Raw genomic sequence first — 15,042 nt, 5'->3', positions numbered from 1 at the left:
GGGTAGCTGCTTCTGCTGCGCGTTACTCAAAGCGACTGTCATCGGAGTCTTGTCTTGGGACGGGAGACTAAGAGAGAGCCAACGGGAGTGGAGTCGGAGCGACCGGCGGCCATGAGTCGCCACGCGGCGCTCGTGGCGACGGGCATTTTGCTCAGCCGCATCGCCGGGCTGGTGAGGGACCGCGTTTTTGCTCACTACTTCGGAAGCTCTGACGCCGCCGACGCGTTCAGGGCGGCCTTTCGCATACCGAATTTCCTCCAAAACCTGTTCGGTGAAGGAGTCCTCTCGGCGTCGTTCATTCCGGCCTACTCCAATCTTCTGGCCCGCGAGGAACGTGAGGAAGCGGATCGAGTGGCCTCGGCAGTGTTCTGCCTGTTGTCACTGACGATTTCGTGTCTGGTTCTGATCGGCGTGCTGGCCACGCCGTTTCTGATCGACGCCATCGCGCCGGGATTCAAGGGAGCCAAACGGGAATTAACCATCTCTTTGGTGCGAATCCTGTTTCCCGGCTCCGGCCTTCTTGCGTTGTCCGCATGGTGTCTCGGGATCCTCAACAGCCACCGGAAGTTCTTCATCTCCTACACCGCGCCCGTGGCGTGGAATCTAGTGATGATCGCGTCTCTCGTCGGGTTCGGACGGCACCTGGAGCAATTTCCACTGACCAGGGCGCTGGCGTGGGGATCGGTGGTCGGTAGTGCGTTGCAGGTCGGGGTGCAACTGCCGCAGGTTGCTCGGCTGATGGGAAGGTTCCGGGTGGGGCTGGGGCTGAAAATGGAAAGCGTTCGAAGCGTGATCCGGAATTTCATCCCGGTGTTTATCGGCCGCGGGGTGGTGCAAATCAGTGCCTACGTGGATTCGCTGTTGGCGAGTCTTTTGCCGACCGGTGCTCTCGCGGGTCTGGTCTACGCCCAGACTCTGTACACCTTGCCGGTGAGCCTCTTTGGTATGTCCGTGTCGGCGTCCGAGCTGCCCGCTCTCTCGAGTTTCCTGGGCGAAGCAGACGAGGTGAATGCGTACTTGCGGAATCGGCTCAATGCCGGTCTGCGTCAGATCGCATTTCTTGTGATCCCGTCTGCCATGGCGTTCCTCAGCCTGGGTGACGTAATAGCAGGTGCGATCTACCAGACAGGTCAATTCGGCCGGAGTGATTCTGTGTACGTGTGGGCGATTCTGGCGGGCTCCGCCGTGGGCTTGCTAGCGACGACCCTGGGAAGGCTCTACGCTTCGGTGTATTACGCCTTGAAGGACACGCGCACTCCCCTGCGCTATGCAGTCATACGCGTTCTTCTGACCGCAGTCTCCGGCTACGCGTTTTCGATGGCGTTGCCGCCCCTCCTGGGTGTGAATCCTCGTTGGGGGGTGGTGGGACTCACCGCATCGGCCGGCCTCTGCGGATGGCTGGAGTTGGCGCTGCTTCAGAATACGCTCGACGGACGGATCGGCAAGACGGGCCTCGCACGGTCGTTCATCGCGAAACTGTGGGTCTCGGCGGGGGTGGGAGCTGCCGCCGGTTGGGCGGGCAAACTGCTCATGAGTCACGGCCACCCGATCGTGGTCGGGCTGGTGTCACTGGGATTGTACGGCGTTGTCTATTTCGGAATGGCAACGGCGCTCCGCGTGCCCGAGGCGAGTGGCTCGATCAAGAAGGCCGTCGAGTTCGCCGGATTGCGCCGGGGGCCGGGAGACGGAGAAAGAAAGTAGGAACGGGCCGCCTGAGGACACTGAAGCGACCCGCGTCAGGCTGTAGTCACGGGAGAGACGCAGGAAAGATGGAAGGATGCCGGCTCAACAGGTTCTTGGCTTCCAGGGGAGTTGCGAGCCGCCGGGCGTGCGACGACATCATCAGAGCGGGCCGCGTGTGTGTCAATGGGACAGGCGTGCTGTCGCCCGGGACGAATGTGACGCCGGGGGAGGACGTGATCGAGGTGGACGGGCGTGCCGTGGCCGAGAAACCGGAGCCCATATATGTGATGCTTAACAAGCCGGCGGGCGTGATTGTCACTGCGAAAGACACGCGAAGACGGAAAGCCGTCACAGAATTGGTTCCTGATTCGCTCGGGAGACTCTTTCCGGTAGGCAGGCTGGACCTCGATACCGAGGGGTTGTTGCTCCTCACGAACGACGGAGACCTTGCATTCAGGCTCACGCATCCGAGCTTTGGCGTGGAAAAAGTCTACGAAGTGCTTGTGAGGGAGCGGCCGGCAGAGAGAGCTCTCACGGTCCTTGGGGAGGGCGTTGACTTCGGCGAGGGATTGAGATCGTCTCCTGCAAAGGTGCGTTACGTTGGGGGGCAAGAGAGAGGGCATCTGATACGACTGACGATTTGTGAGGGCAAGAAGAGGCAGGTAAGACGCATGTGCAGGGCCGTGGGTTTGACGGTTCTTTCTCTTCGGCGAACGGCGCTTGGCCCTCTCGAATTGGGGAGCATGCCGGGAGGTTCCTGGAGAGAACTGACGGGCTCGGAATTGGAGGCCCTCAAGGCGTGTGCGAGGGAGAAGCCCGAGGGAGCGGGAAGGAGTTCACGATAGCAAGTGACCCCGGAAGTAGCCGGTGGCTTGCGCCGGACAGGATCGATTGGGCGAGAAGAGCGCAGCGCTCCACGCGGCGAGACAGACGGGCGGGGTCGCCGTTTGCAGATGAGGTTCTTCTCGAATCGGTGTATGATGGATAGATTCGCTCGCTGACATTCAACCGGGATTTCCAGCCGGAAGGAGGCGGTATGCCCAGGCTAAAGAGGACGTCATCTCTCCTCGCAATCGTTCTGGCGGTGTTCTTGCTCTCGGCCATCGCGCAGGTTCAGGTGCGCGCCCAGACCCTCGAAGAGAAGATCAAGGTGTTCACGCTCAAGAACGGCATGGAGTTCCTCGTTGTCGAACGCCACGAGGCGCCGGTGGCGCTCTGCGTAGTCACCTTCAACGTCGGCGCGGCAAACGAGTGGACGAACGTTACCGGCATTTCCCATCTGCTGGAGCACATGATGTTTAAGGGCACTGAGATGATGGGAACCAAGGATTACAGGAAGGAAATTCCGTACATTGCGAAGACCGACGAGCTTGGCGACAAGACGATAGCGCTACGAAAAGAGATGGGGGAGTGGCGGTTCAACCGCTTCCACGACTTCTCGAAGCAGGTACTCGAATCATTCACGAAAGAGGAGAAGGAGAGGATCGGCTCCAGCAAGTTTGAGACGAACAACCTCCTTGCCCGGAAAATCCGCGCGATGGCAAAGCTGCCCGACTCTCTGACGACCGTTCAATATCTCATAGAGGACGGGGGCGTTAATTATCTCAACAAGTACCTGGAATACGAGCTCGCTTGGGGAGAGATCGCGAAACTACTCGACGACCAGCGCCGGTACATGGTGAAGGACGAGCTTTGGGGAACGTACATGAATAATGGTTCACGGTTCCTCAACGCCTTCACGTCCAACGATGCGACCGTTTATTTCGCGTACGTTCCGGCCAACAAGGTCGAGCTGTTCATGGACCTCGAATCCGATCGAATGGAATCGGCCGTGTTCAGGGAATTCTGGTCCGAGCGCGACGTCATCATGGAAGAGCGCCGTCTCGGCGAGAATGATCCTGAGGAAGTTCTTGGAGAGGCTTTCTATTCCGTGGCGTTCACGGCGAGTCCGTACAAGTGGCCGGTTGTGGGATGGATGAGCGATCTCCAGACGATCGACCGAAGGGAGCTGGAAAACTACCACCGAATTTTCTACGCGCCCAACAACGCCCTGGCAGTTGTCGTGGGCGACGTGACGGTCGATCAGGTGAGAAAGTTTGCCGAACGTTACTTCGGCCCCATACCGTCTCAACCTGAGCCTGCCGGCATCGAGACGCGCGAGCCGGAACAAAGAGGTGAGCGCCGCGTGGTGGTCGAACACAGTGCCAATCCGAAGCTGATGATAGGCTTTCACAAGCCCGCCTACCCCGACCCGGACGTGGCAGCGCTCAGTGTGCTCGAGAGCGTCCTTGCAGGCGGACGCACGTCGAGACTCTACAAGTCTGTTTTTGAAGAAAAGCAGCTTACTGCAAAGCCGCCGAGCGTGTATGAGGGTCCCGGTGACCGCTACGAGAACTTGATCGTGATCGAAGCGGAGCCGCGCAACCCGTATACGCTGGAGGAGGTGGAGAAGGCGATTCTCGACGAGGTCGAGAAGTTCAAGAGGGAATCCGTCACCGAACGCGAGCTTCAGCGAGTGAAAAATCAACTCGACGCGACCATGATTCGGTCGCTCGGCTCGAACATCGGCACTGCCTTCCAGGTCGGCTTCGGACAGCTTTTCTACGGCGACTACCACGTGATGTTCAGAAATATCGAGCGCATAAAGAAAGTCACAGCAGAGGACGTTCAGCTTGTGGCGAACAAGTATCTGACGACGAAAAACCGCACTGTTGCCTACCGCGTACAGATCGAGGCGCCGAAGGAGGAGGGCAAGGAGGAAGAGGTAGACAGGCAGGCGATAATGCAATACGTCCAGACTTTGCCACAGGAAGAGCAGGCCGAGATCTTCAAGAGATTCCAGGGCTTGAAATCCGACGAGGAACGCAAGGCGTTCGGAAAGGAACTCTGGGAGCGCATGAAGGCGGCCCAGGGCAAGAAGTGAAGGGGCGGCGCAACAGAGGAGTGAGACTGGAAGCAGTGAAACAATGAGGAGAAAGGCAATGCGGAAGAAAACCTTCATTATGATGCTGACCGTCCTGGCGGCGTCTGCCGTCTTTCTCGCGGCGCTTGCGCTCACGCCGGCGGCCTATGCGGCGACTCGGCCCCATCCGAGTAAGCTCGGCTTTTCGCCCCTCAAGGTGACGACACCGCGGGTGATCGACGTGTCCCTTTCCAACGGCCTCACGGGTTTCTTGGTGGAGGATCATGAGATCCCCGTCGTGGACGTCGTGCTGTTGGTGAAGACGTATTTCGCCGACGAGGCGAAATACGGACTCAACGACATGGCCCAGTGGGTGATTCGAAACGGCGGGACGACCACCTGGCCTGGCGACAAGCTCAACGACGAGATGGAGTATCTGGCGGCGAACATTGAAGTGTCCGGAGGCGGTCTCAACACGACGTTCTCGTTCAACTGTCTGAAGAAGGACTTGCCGCGCGTCATGGAGATCTTCGGCGATCTCGTGACGAACCCGGCGTTTCCGGACGACAAAGTCGAGATGAGACGCAAAACCATGATCGAGGAGATTCGACGCCGGAACGACGAGCCGAATTCCGTGTCGCGGCGGGAGTTCGCGCAACTCGTCTACAGGGACCATCCGTACGCTTGGGAAACGACGACGGAAAGCGTCAATGCAATAACCAGAGATGATCTCACGAACTTCTACAAGACTTACTTCCATCCGAACAACGCAATCATCGGAATAAGCGGTGACGTGACGAAGGACGAGATAGTTGCCGGACTCGAGAAGGTCTTCGCAAACTGGCGGCCCGCCGACGTCTCGATCCCGAAAGTGCCCGACCTTCCCGTCGCCCCTGCGCCGAGTTGTACCTACACGTACATGGACATAAACCAGGCCTACATCTCGATGGGGCATCAGGGAATCAACTCCAACGATCCCGAGCGCTGCGCCGTGGACGTCATGAACTTCATTCTCGGCGGAGGGAGCTTCACGTCGTGGATCATGGAAAAGGTGCGCAGCGACGAGGGACTGGCCTATCACGCGGCTTCTCGGTACTCCTCGGATCCGTGGGTGAATGGGCTGTTCACCGCCTCGGCTCAGACCAAAGCCGACGCCTGCGGTCGTGCCATCACAATCATGATGGACCAGATCAAGCGGATGCGTGACGTCGGTCCGACTGCCGACGAGGTCAAGAAGGCGGTCGATTCTTACGTGAATAGCTATGTTTTCGACTACGAGTCGAAATCGCAGGTCGTCCGCAGGCTCGTTCAGCTTCGTTTCGAGGGAAGGCCTCTCGACACGCCCCAGAAGGACATGGAGGCGTACGCCAAGCTCACGGTGGCCGACATAAGGGGCGCGGCGCAGAGATATCTGCATCCGGACAAGCTCACGCTTCTTGTTGTGGGGAACGCGAAGCTGTTTGACCGGCCGCTCGGCGATTTCGGGACAGTGAACGAGATGGCGCTCGAGAAGAACTGAGGGCGGAAGAACCGGATTGGTCCTGAGCGATCGGGGCAAGGGCCACGCACATGCCTCGACGGAGACCGGCAAGAGGAAAAATCCCCTTGCCCGCGCACCGTCAATGTAGTAAAGTCATCATGTTTGTTTGCGGTATGAGGTTTGGGCATTCGCTGCCCTGCCTCGAAAGGAGCCACGTTTGAGCGTCGCCTTAAAGTCTCTTGTGAGGGAGAACGTCTATAGGCTGCGGCCCTATGTCCCTGGTAAGCCCGTGGAGATTCTCGAGAGACAACTGGGCGTCAAGAACGCCCTCAAGTTCGCGTCCAACGAAAACCCGCTCGGACCCTCCCCTCTGGCGCTCAAGGCGATCAGAGAGAGTAATCATCTCCTGAACAGATACCCGGACAGCAGTTCCTATTTTCTGAGGGAGAAGTTGGGAGAGCATTTCGGTTTTCCCATGGAACAGTTTATCGTGGGGAACGGTACGACTCAGCTCATTGAGCTCGTCTGTCACCTATTCCTCGGGCCGGGCGACGAGGCCGTAATTGCAGAGCCTTCCTTCCTCATGTATCCGATCTGCATAGAGCTCATGGGCGCCAGGGCCGTGTCGGTGCCCCTCAGGGACCACAAGCACGATCTTTCGGCGATGGCCAAGGCCGTGTCGCCGAAAACCAAGGTTGTTTTTGTCTGTAATCCCAATAATCCAACTGGGACCATCGTCACGAAGTCCGAGGTCGAGCAGTTCTTGAGCAAGATACCCGAAAGTGTCGTCGTTGTCTTCGACGAGGCTTATCACGAATACGTGGAGCACAGCGAGTACCCCGACGCCATGGAATATCTGAGAGAGGGCAAGCTGGTCATCGTGCTCAGGACGTTCTCCAAGGTGTACGCACTGGCCGGGTTGCGTGTGGGCTACGGAGTTGCCTCGGAAGAGATGATCTTTCTGTTGAACTCTGTCTCCATACCTTTCACGGCCACGTGTATCGGGCAGGTGGCCGCACTGGCTAGCCTCGCTGATGACAAGCAGATATCGCGCAGTCTTAAGGTGACTTCTGAAGGAATGCAGTTCTTGCGCGAGAAACTGACGGACATGGGGCTCGAGGCAGTTGAATCTTACGCCAACTTTATGGCCGTTGACCTCAAGACCGACGCAAGAGAGGCGTGCGCAGAACTTGAGCGCAAGGCGCTCATCCTTAGAGCTGTGGGGCTCGGGCTCCCGGCAAGTTTCGTCAGGATAACCGTGGGAACACAAAGAGAAAACGAGAGGCTCGTAGAGGGCCTGAAGGAGGTGTTGAGAGGGAAAAAGCGCAAGAAGGAACCACGACGGGTTCGTGTGGCCCGTGTTGAGAAACCGTAAGCGTTTTTGCGTCTGCCATGATTCCTCAAGCCTATGCATAAGGCCTTTCCTGGATTCCCGAGGCTTTCGTGTGGATCTGCGCGTGAATTCGTGCGAGTTTCCCGTTGGCTTTCTTCCCTCTCAGGAGATTGAAAAGGACCGCTCCCTTCCCTCGCATCTTGATTAGCGTTGAGCCCTCACGGATCGTGGGCCCCTCGTACATCATCGGATTATCTCCACGAATTGCAGAGTTGAATCTTGTGGCAACGGGCAGGTGCGGAGAATCATGACCGCATCGAAGAGAAGGTTGATCATTGCCATAGATGGGCCCTCTGCCTCCGGAAAGAGCACCACGGCCAGGGTCGTGGCGGAGAGGTTGGGGTACATCCATATCGACACCGGCGCGATGTACCGCGCGCTTGCCCTGAAGGCGAAAAGGGAGGCCGTAAATCTGGGCGACGCACGTGAGCTGGATGCCTTGCTCGCCGGGAGTTCGGTAGACTGCGTGTCCAGGGCCGGGTCATTCCGCGTCCTGCTGGACGGTGCCGACGTGACGAGGGAGATAAGGGAGGGCGACGTGAGCCTCAAGTCCTCCGAGATTGCAGCGCTACCTCGGGTGAGGCGCTGGTTGGTAGAGAGGCAGAGGAGACTCGCTGCCGAGGGTGGAGTGGTTATGGAAGGAAGGGACATCTGCACCGTGGTTCTGCCGGACGCTGATCTCAAGATCTATTTGGATGCCTCCTCGGAAGAGAGGGCCAAGCGAAGGTGGCTGGAGGAGAACGCCGCAGAGGAAGGCAAGTCTCGGGAAAAGGTGCTCAGAGATCTCACGGCGCGAGACCACAGGGACATGACGCGCGCCCACTCACCTCTGGAGATGGCGGCAGACGCGATCAAGATAGATACAACCCGGCTCAACGTTGATGAGCAAGTGGAGGAAGTCTTGAGAGAAGTGAGGAAGGTCCTCGCAACCAGGACCGAGTGAGCGTTGATGAGAAGGGGATACAAGGCCGCGTGGGAGGTGGTGAACGTATTGTTCACTCTTCTTTTCGTCAGGCGAGTGCGGGGAAGGGAGTCCATTCCAAGGGAGGGTGGCTTCATCGTTGCATGCAATCACATTTCGTTCTGGGATCCGCCTCTGGTGGGAGATGCAATTCCGAGGGAGGTGCATTTCCTCGCGAAGGAAGAGCTCTTCAGGAACAGGGCGTTTGGGTGGCTTATCGGAAGCGTGAACGCGATTCCCATACGGAGGGGGGTTGTGGACCCAAGGGGGATCAAGTCTGCTCTGGAAGCCATCTCTCACGGGAAAGGCCTCGTCATGTTTCCGGAAGGAGGAAGGGTGAGAGACGGGACCCTCAGGCCGGCTCTGCCCGGCGTCGGCATGCTGTCAGTGAAGGCTGGGGCGCCGGTTGTGCCCGCATACATAAGGGGCTCGGACGGCATCAAGAGAGCCATGCTTAGACTGGCGCACATAGACATTGCTTTCGGAGAGCCCTACTTTCCACCCGCGGATGAACAGGGTGGCGGGAACAAAGAGCTGTACAAGACGGTCGGCCAGGAGGTAATGAGGAGAATTGCGGAGCTCAAGGCAAGAGTCGACAGCGAGGCGTGAGACTCGAAAGCGGGAGTCCTCGACGCGCCAGCCGAGAAAGGCGCGCCGGCCTGCGGCGGAGAAACACAAACCCGCGATAAGAGTTACGGTAGCACCCGGCTCGGGGTTTTGCTTCGGAGTGAAGAGGGCGATCAGACTTGCGGAAAGAGCGCTTGAAGAGTCGAAAGGACCTTTCTACACTCTGGGAGAGCTGATACACAACCCGCAGGTCGTGGGTGAGCTTGAGAATAGGGGACTCAGGGTTGCCAACGCGATCTCTGAGATTGAGAGAGGTACGGTAGTCATTCGTTGCCACGGGGTTTCTCCTGGCATCATCGAGGAGGCAAGTAAGAAAAAACTTCGAGTAGTAGACGCGACGTGTCCTTTTGTAAAGAAGGCGCAGGAGCTTGCTTCTTTTCTTTCCGGCGCCGGCTACTGGATCGTTGTCGTGGGAGATCGCGGCCATCCCGAGGTGGAGGCAATAGCGGGAGGGTTGCGAAAGGTGTCAGTCGTCGGCACGGAAGCAGAGGCCTTGCGCCTGAAGAAAGCCAAAAAATTGGGGGTGGTTGCTCAGACTACACAGTCGTTTGATACTCTATCTAACATTGTGAGCATACTCGTGGGAAAGACCCAGGAGCTCCGTGTTCACAACACGACGTGCGAGACAACTTCTCGGCGTCAAGCAGAAGCGCTCAAACTGGCGGGAAAAGTGGACGTGATGGTGGTTGTAGGGGGAAGGAAAAGCGCGAACACCGCCAGACTCTATGACATCTGTCGCAAAAGGGTGAGGCGTACTCTCTGGGTCGAGACCGCGGGAGAACTTAAACGCTCGTGGTTCAGGGGAGCCGTTCACGTTGGCGTGACCGGCGGCGCCTCAACGCCCGATTGGCTCATCCGAGAGGTGGCCGATCGGATAGCTTCGATTGGAGCTCACGGGAAAAGAGTTCCAGTGAGGGCACAATTGCCCGAGAAGAATTACTGAAGAAGGGAGAATCAGTGTAATGGCGGAAAACAGGGTTGATGAAGGCCTCCCGGTCGAGGAGGAGAAGCAGAAAACTGGAAGGGAGGTTGGTGAAGAAAGAGGATCTCCGGAGGGCGGCGCAGGGACGGTCGGGTCTGACCGACGGCGTGATCGTTCGAGGGGAAGTCTGCGAAACACCGAACTTGATGACGACGACACGCCGCAGCTCTCCCCGGAGATGCTTGCGCTTTACGAGGATTCCCTGAAGGACATAACGGAGGGGGAAATCGTGAGGGGCATTGTGGTGAGAATCGAGGGAGAAGACGTGCTCGTGGACGTCGGCTTTAAGTCGGAAGGGACCATACCGCTCTCCGAGTTTCCGGATCGGGACAGCTTGAAGGCGGGCATGGAGGTGGAGGTCTACCTCGAGAAAATGGAGGATCAGGACGGGCTCGTCGTTCTGTCCAAGCAGAAGGCCGACTTTGCAAGGGTCTGGGATCGCGTCAAGGACGCATCTGACAGTGGAGCGATTGTCGAGGGCAGGCTACTGCGGAAGATCAAGGGAGGTCTTGTCGTTGACCTCTTTGGAGTGGAAGCATTTTTGCCCGGTTCTCAGGTGGCGCTACGCCAAGTTCAAAACATAGACCAACTCCTCAGTCAGACGCTGCGCTTCAAGATTATCAAGCTGAACAAGCGGCGCAGAAACATCGTCGTCTCCCGCAGAGTGGTTCTTGAAGAGGAGAGAGCGCGGCAGAAGTCGACCATACTGAAGGAACTTGCGAAGGATCAGGTCCGGGAAGGAGTGGTGAAGAACATCACCGACTTCGGTGCGTTCGTGGATCTGGGCGGGATCGACGGTCTGCTTCACGTGACCGACATGTCGTGGGGAAGAGTGAGCCATCCCTCGGAAGTCCTCGCGATAGGAGACAAGATCAAGGTGAAGGTGCTCAGCTTCGAGCCAGAGCGGGAACGAATTTCCCTGGGGCTCAAGCAACTCACTGCCTATCCGTGGGAAAACGTCGAAGAGAAGTACGGGGTGGGCTCGAAGGTGAGAGGCAAAGTTGTGAGCATCACGGATTACGGCGCATTCATAGAGTTGGAGAAGGGCGTCGAGGGTCTCATCCACGTTTCGGAAATGTCGTGGACGAGACACATCCGTCACCCATCGAGGGTGCTTGCCATCGGGGATACGATAGAGGCCGTCGTACTGAAGGTGGACAAGGAAAACGAGAAGATATCCCTGGGCTTGAAGCAAGTGGAACCGGATCCGTGGCTTTCTCTGGACGAGAAGTACCCCATCGGTACGAGGCTCTGGGGAAAGGTGCGGAATCTGACCAACTTCGGAGCCTTTGTTGAGATCGAAGAAGGCATCGATGGCCTCGTTCACATATCTGATATGTCGTGGACGAGAAGGATCTCTCACGCGAGCGAGGTTCTGAAGAAAGGCGACAAAATCGAGGTCATCGTTCTGAACATTGACAAGGACAACCGTCGCATTTCACTTGGCTTGAAACAGGTGTCGGAAGACCCGTGGCAGGACCTCGTCGAGAAGTTTCCTCTGAACTTGACCGTGCACGGCAGCGTCGTTCGGCTCCTCGACAGAGGGCTCATCGTGGATCTGGGGGACGACATCGAGGGATTCGTGCCGTTCTCCCAGATGGGCTTTGAAGAAGTCAGGAAGCCGATGGACATCTTCCAGGCGGGAGACGAGCTCGATCTGAAGGTCATAAGGGTTGATCCGGAAGCTCGCCGGATCGTCCTGAGCTTGAGAGCCTACCTGTCGGAGCTGTCTCCGGAGGCTCAGGAAGACTTCAGGAACAAGTACATGTCGAGGAACGTCGTCTCTGAGGAGGCGTCGGCTTCCGAGCCGGCGACATCCGATGGAGCCCCGACGGCCGGCGCGGAGGAACCTGGGCGACCTGAAGAGTCTGGCGATCAGGGCAACGTGGCGGCCGAGGCGAGTCCGGACGAAGCGACGCAACCCGGGCCGGGCGGTGAGTCGGGAGCGGAAACGCCTGAGGGTGAGGACTCGCCCCAAGCACCGGAGGCGGGCACATCAGAGTGATCCGGGGGTACGCCAGGAGGGGTGGTTTTCGAGCCGGAGGTTTCTGACAAGCTCTATGAGACGGGTTTTCGTTGGCACTTTTGGTTGCAAACTCAACCAGTATGACTCGCAGGTCATTTCGGAGAGTTTTGCTTCGAAGGGACACGAGCTCACCTCCGAGATGCTCGCGGCGGACGTCTGCGTCGTCAATACATGCAGTGTCACTGCGAGAAGTGATTACGAGGCAAGGCAGCTCGTCAGGAAAATAAGTCGCGCCAATCCGCGAGCCTTGATCTTGGTCACCGGGTGCTACGCCCAGCGTGCTCCACACGAGGTTGCGCGCATCGGTGGTGTGGGGCTTGTGGCCGGCAATGCCGAGAAGGCCTCGCTCTCCGGGCTTGTGGAGTCGTTGCAGGCCACCGGCGAGGCCGGGACAGAGGTAGGTTCTGCGGGCGGAGCACCGGAGCGGACGATCTCAGGGCCCGGGTTTCAGCGCCGTTCCAGGGCGCTCGTGAAGATTCAAGACGGGTGCGACGGATGTTGCAGCTATTGCGTGGTTCCTTCGGTCAGGGGCCGGAGCAGGAGCGAGCCGGTCGAGTTGATCCAGAAGCAGGTGGAGAGTCTGGAGGCCTCGGGTTTCGCGGAAGTGGTGCTTACCGGTGCCAGTGTGGGCAGCTACGGGGACGACCTGGGAAACGGTCAGTCACTCGAAGGCCTCTTGAGAATTCTCCTGACGAGGGCGAAGGAATTGAGGTTTCGTCTCAGTTCGATTGAGCCGGGAGAGATTACTGCTTCGCTCGTTGAGTACGTGGCTGGGGAGGAAAGGATATGCCGGCATTTTCACGTGCCCATGCAGAGCGGAGACGCCGGGATCCTTCGGGCGATGCGCAGACCGTATTCACCGGACGAGTACGCCGGGAAAATCCAGGCGATTCACTCCAGCCTTCCGGATGCCTGTCTCGGGAGCGACGTGATAGTGGGGTTCCCCGGCGAGAGCGAGAGCGCGTTCGAGAAAACGTGTGAACTTGTGGAGAGACTGCCGCTGAGCTATTTGCACGTGTTTCCGTTTTCCAGAAGGCCTGGAACGCAGGCCTGGCAGATGGGGCTGGAGCCGACTCATTCGGTCAAGAGGGCGAGGGCTCGCGTCTTGAGAGAGTTGGGCGCGAGAAAGAGGTCCGTTTTCGTTGAGTCTCAGATGGGGGTTCTTGCGGAGGCGATCCTTGAGGAAGAAGTCGAGCCCGGACTCTTCAAGGGAACCACCGGGAACTATCTGAGGGTGCTCGTGAGGGCGCAGGGTAAGAAGCCCAGAGACGCGATACGGGTGAGAATCACCGCGAGGACTGACAGTAGTCTGCTGGCTCAGGCATGCTGAGGAGGAGCGAGTCGGGGTGAAGTACTACATGGAGACCTACGGCTGCCAGATGAACGTGTACGATTCCGGGAAGCTGGAAGATATTCTCAGAGAACACTGTTTCTCGGAAACTTCGAACCCGGGAGACGCCGACTTCATTCTTGTCAACACGTGCAGCGTGAGGCAACATGCGGAAGAAAGAGCCCTGGCGAGAATCGGTGAGCTGGGCCGCGTGAGACAGAGGACGAAGGCCGTCCTCGCGGTTTGCGGTTGCATGGCTCAACGGCTTGGGCCTGAGATTCTGAGAAGGCGCGGGGTGGACATCGTCATCGGCCCAGACGCCTACTCGGCGCTGCTACCGGCCTTCGAGAAGTCGCTGGCGACCGGCTCGAAGACGCTGGACACGACGAGAGATTCTGGATTTCGATTCGAAGCTTCGAGCGACGGGCCGGCTCGAGGACTCAGGGCCTTTGTCAGCATCATGAAAGGCTGCAACAACGCGTGCAGCTTTTGTATCGTTCCCGCCGTCAGGGGACCTGCCGTGAGCAGGCCACACGAGGAGGTGCTGAAAGAGGTGAGGTCTCTGGTGGACGGAGGCGCGAAGGACGTCACCCTGATTGGTCAGAACGTAAATGCATACACCCACGGAAGGGTGGATTTCGCAGAGCTTCTTGCGATGACGTCCGGGGCGGCCCGCGACTCGAGAGTCAGGTTCACCACTTCGCACCCGAAGGACATGTCCGACTCTGTGATCGAGACGATGGCGCGCGAGCAGAACCTTTGCGAGCACCTGCATCTTCCCCTGCAGTCAGGATCGAGCCGCATCCTGGAGAGGATGCGCAGAGGGTACACGGCAACGCGATACCGGGAGATAGTGAAGGCCGTCAGGCGCGCTGTCCCCGACGCCAGCATCACGACGGACATAATAGTGGGTTTTCCGGGGGAGGCGGTCGGTGATTTCGAGGAAACCTGCGCGTTGGTCGAGGAAGTGGGGTTCGATTCGGCGTTCATGTTTAAGTTTTCTCCGAGGGCGGGTACGGAAGCTGCCTCCATGAACGATGATGTGCCGCGCGAGGAAAAGGAGCGGAGGCTCTCGGAGCTAATTTCCATCGGGCAGCGTGTGTCCCGGGGGAAAAGTGCCTCTCTGATCGGTAGAGTGATGGAAGTGCTGGTGGAGTCTGAAAAGAGCAAGGGAGAGGAGAGATTCCTTCTGGGCAGAACAAGATGTAACCGGACGGTGCATGTGAACGGACCCCGGGAGATGGTCGGCAGATACATGAAGGCTCGGATCGACTCTTCGAAGGGGATTTCGCTTCGTGGGTCTCTCTTGGATCAGTAACCTGGTTGGAGGTGATTCTCTTGTGGTTTGTCAGGATGTTTCTTCTGCTCGTGGTTTTCGTCGTGGTTCTGGGTTTCGCTCTGCTCAATCAGGGTAAGAGCGTGGACATCGTGTTCTTTTTCCCTCAGGAAGCGTACACGTATAACGTCCATCTCATATTTGCTTTGTTCGGAGCGTTTGTGATAGGAATGCTCGTGTGGTTCTTCATATCGCTGGGGCACGACATCAAGGTGCGTCGTGACGCATCAAGATTGCGCAAGGAGAACAAGAGGCTACTCGAGGAACTGAACGCACTCAGGAATCTTCCCTTGGACGAAGTCACAGTCAAGTCGGAGTGACG

13 protein-coding genes are annotated in these 15,042 nt (G+C 58.2%); 12 read left to right on the top strand and 1 reads right to left on the bottom strand.

Features of this window, described 5'->3' with window-relative positions; translation table 11 throughout:
* The first annotated feature begins 111 nt into the window (after window positions 1-111).
* The 5 genes from murJ (at window position 112) to hisC (ending at window position 7,440) form a co-directional block, all read left to right on the top strand.
* A complete protein-coding gene (gene murJ / locus NTX17_00725) occupies window positions 112-1,701 on the top strand; it encodes a murein biosynthesis integral membrane protein MurJ (protein ID MCX5799903.1) in 1,590 nt (529 codons plus the stop codon).
* 68 nt (window positions 1,702-1,769) lie between these two features.
* The gene (locus NTX17_00720; protein MCX5799902.1) at window positions 1,770-2,528 is read left to right on the top strand and encodes a pseudouridine synthase; all 759 of its coding nucleotides are present in this window, start codon (window positions 1,770-1,772) and stop codon (window positions 2,526-2,528) included.
* Window positions 2,529-2,719: 191 nt separating this feature from the next.
* Complete coding sequence (locus NTX17_00715; GenBank protein ID MCX5799901.1) at window positions 2,720-4,606, top strand: pitrilysin family protein; 1,887 nt, start codon at window positions 2,720-2,722, stop codon at window positions 4,604-4,606.
* A gap of 58 nt (window positions 4,607-4,664) precedes the next feature.
* Window positions 4,665-6,104: a pitrilysin family protein gene (locus NTX17_00710; protein ID MCX5799900.1), complete on the top strand. Its 1,440-nt coding sequence runs from the start codon at window positions 4,665-4,667 to the stop codon at window positions 6,102-6,104.
* Window positions 6,105-6,282: 178 nt separating this feature from the next.
* Complete coding sequence (gene hisC / locus NTX17_00705) at window positions 6,283-7,440, top strand: histidinol-phosphate transaminase (GenBank protein ID MCX5799899.1); 1,158 nt, start codon at window positions 6,283-6,285, stop codon at window positions 7,438-7,440.
* 31 nt (window positions 7,441-7,471) lie between these two features.
* Here the strand turns inward: hisC and NTX17_00700 are convergent, their stop codons facing one another.
* Window positions 7,472-7,645 carry a hypothetical protein gene (locus NTX17_00700; GenBank protein ID MCX5799898.1) on the bottom strand — a complete coding sequence of 58 codons (174 nt, stop codon included), beginning with the start codon at window positions 7,643-7,645 and terminating at the stop codon, window positions 7,472-7,474.
* Window positions 7,646-7,705: 60 nt separating this feature from the next.
* Between NTX17_00700 and cmk the strand changes: the two genes are divergently transcribed.
* From cmk to NTX17_00665, 7 genes are all read left to right on the top strand, one after another.
* Entirely contained in the window at window positions 7,706-8,401 is a 696-nt protein-coding gene (gene cmk, locus NTX17_00695; GenBank protein MCX5799897.1) for a (d)CMP kinase, read from the top strand.
* A 6-nt stretch (window positions 8,402-8,407) separates the two neighbouring features.
* Window positions 8,408-9,028 (top strand): lysophospholipid acyltransferase family protein, encoded by a 621-nt coding sequence (locus tag NTX17_00690; GenBank protein MCX5799896.1) that lies wholly within the window; start codon window positions 8,408-8,410, stop codon window positions 9,026-9,028.
* Between the two features lie 76 nt (window positions 9,029-9,104).
* Window positions 9,105-9,989: a 4-hydroxy-3-methylbut-2-enyl diphosphate reductase gene (gene ispH / locus NTX17_00685; GenBank protein ID MCX5799895.1), complete on the top strand. Its 885-nt coding sequence runs from the start codon at window positions 9,105-9,107 to the stop codon at window positions 9,987-9,989.
* 19 nt (window positions 9,990-10,008) lie between these two features.
* Complete coding sequence (locus tag NTX17_00680; GenBank protein MCX5799894.1) at window positions 10,009-12,033, top strand: 30S ribosomal protein S1; 2,025 nt, start codon at window positions 10,009-10,011, stop codon at window positions 12,031-12,033.
* Between the two features lie 55 nt (window positions 12,034-12,088).
* Complete coding sequence (mtaB, locus tag NTX17_00675) at window positions 12,089-13,384, top strand: tRNA (N(6)-L-threonylcarbamoyladenosine(37)-C(2))-methylthiotransferase MtaB (GenBank protein ID MCX5799893.1); 1,296 nt, start codon at window positions 12,089-12,091, stop codon at window positions 13,382-13,384.
* A 16-nt stretch (window positions 13,385-13,400) separates the two neighbouring features.
* The gene (gene miaB, locus NTX17_00670; protein ID MCX5799892.1) at window positions 13,401-14,702 is read left to right on the top strand and encodes a tRNA (N6-isopentenyl adenosine(37)-C2)-methylthiotransferase MiaB; all 1,302 of its coding nucleotides are present in this window, start codon (window positions 13,401-13,403) and stop codon (window positions 14,700-14,702) included.
* Window positions 14,703-14,722: 20 nt separating this feature from the next.
* Window positions 14,723-15,040, top strand: coding sequence for a LapA family protein (locus NTX17_00665; GenBank protein ID MCX5799891.1), 318 nt, complete (start codon window positions 14,723-14,725; stop codon window positions 15,038-15,040).
* Window positions 15,041-15,042: the final 2 nt, after the last annotated feature.

This window comes from Candidatus Eisenbacteria bacterium (assembly GCA_026388185.1).
In the GTDB taxonomy this organism is placed as follows: Bacteria; Eisenbacteria; RBG-16-71-46; order JAFGJU01; family JAFGJU01; genus JAPLKG01.
Note: the sequence above shows the minus strand (reverse complement) of the source record. Positions and strands in the feature narration are given on the sequence as shown.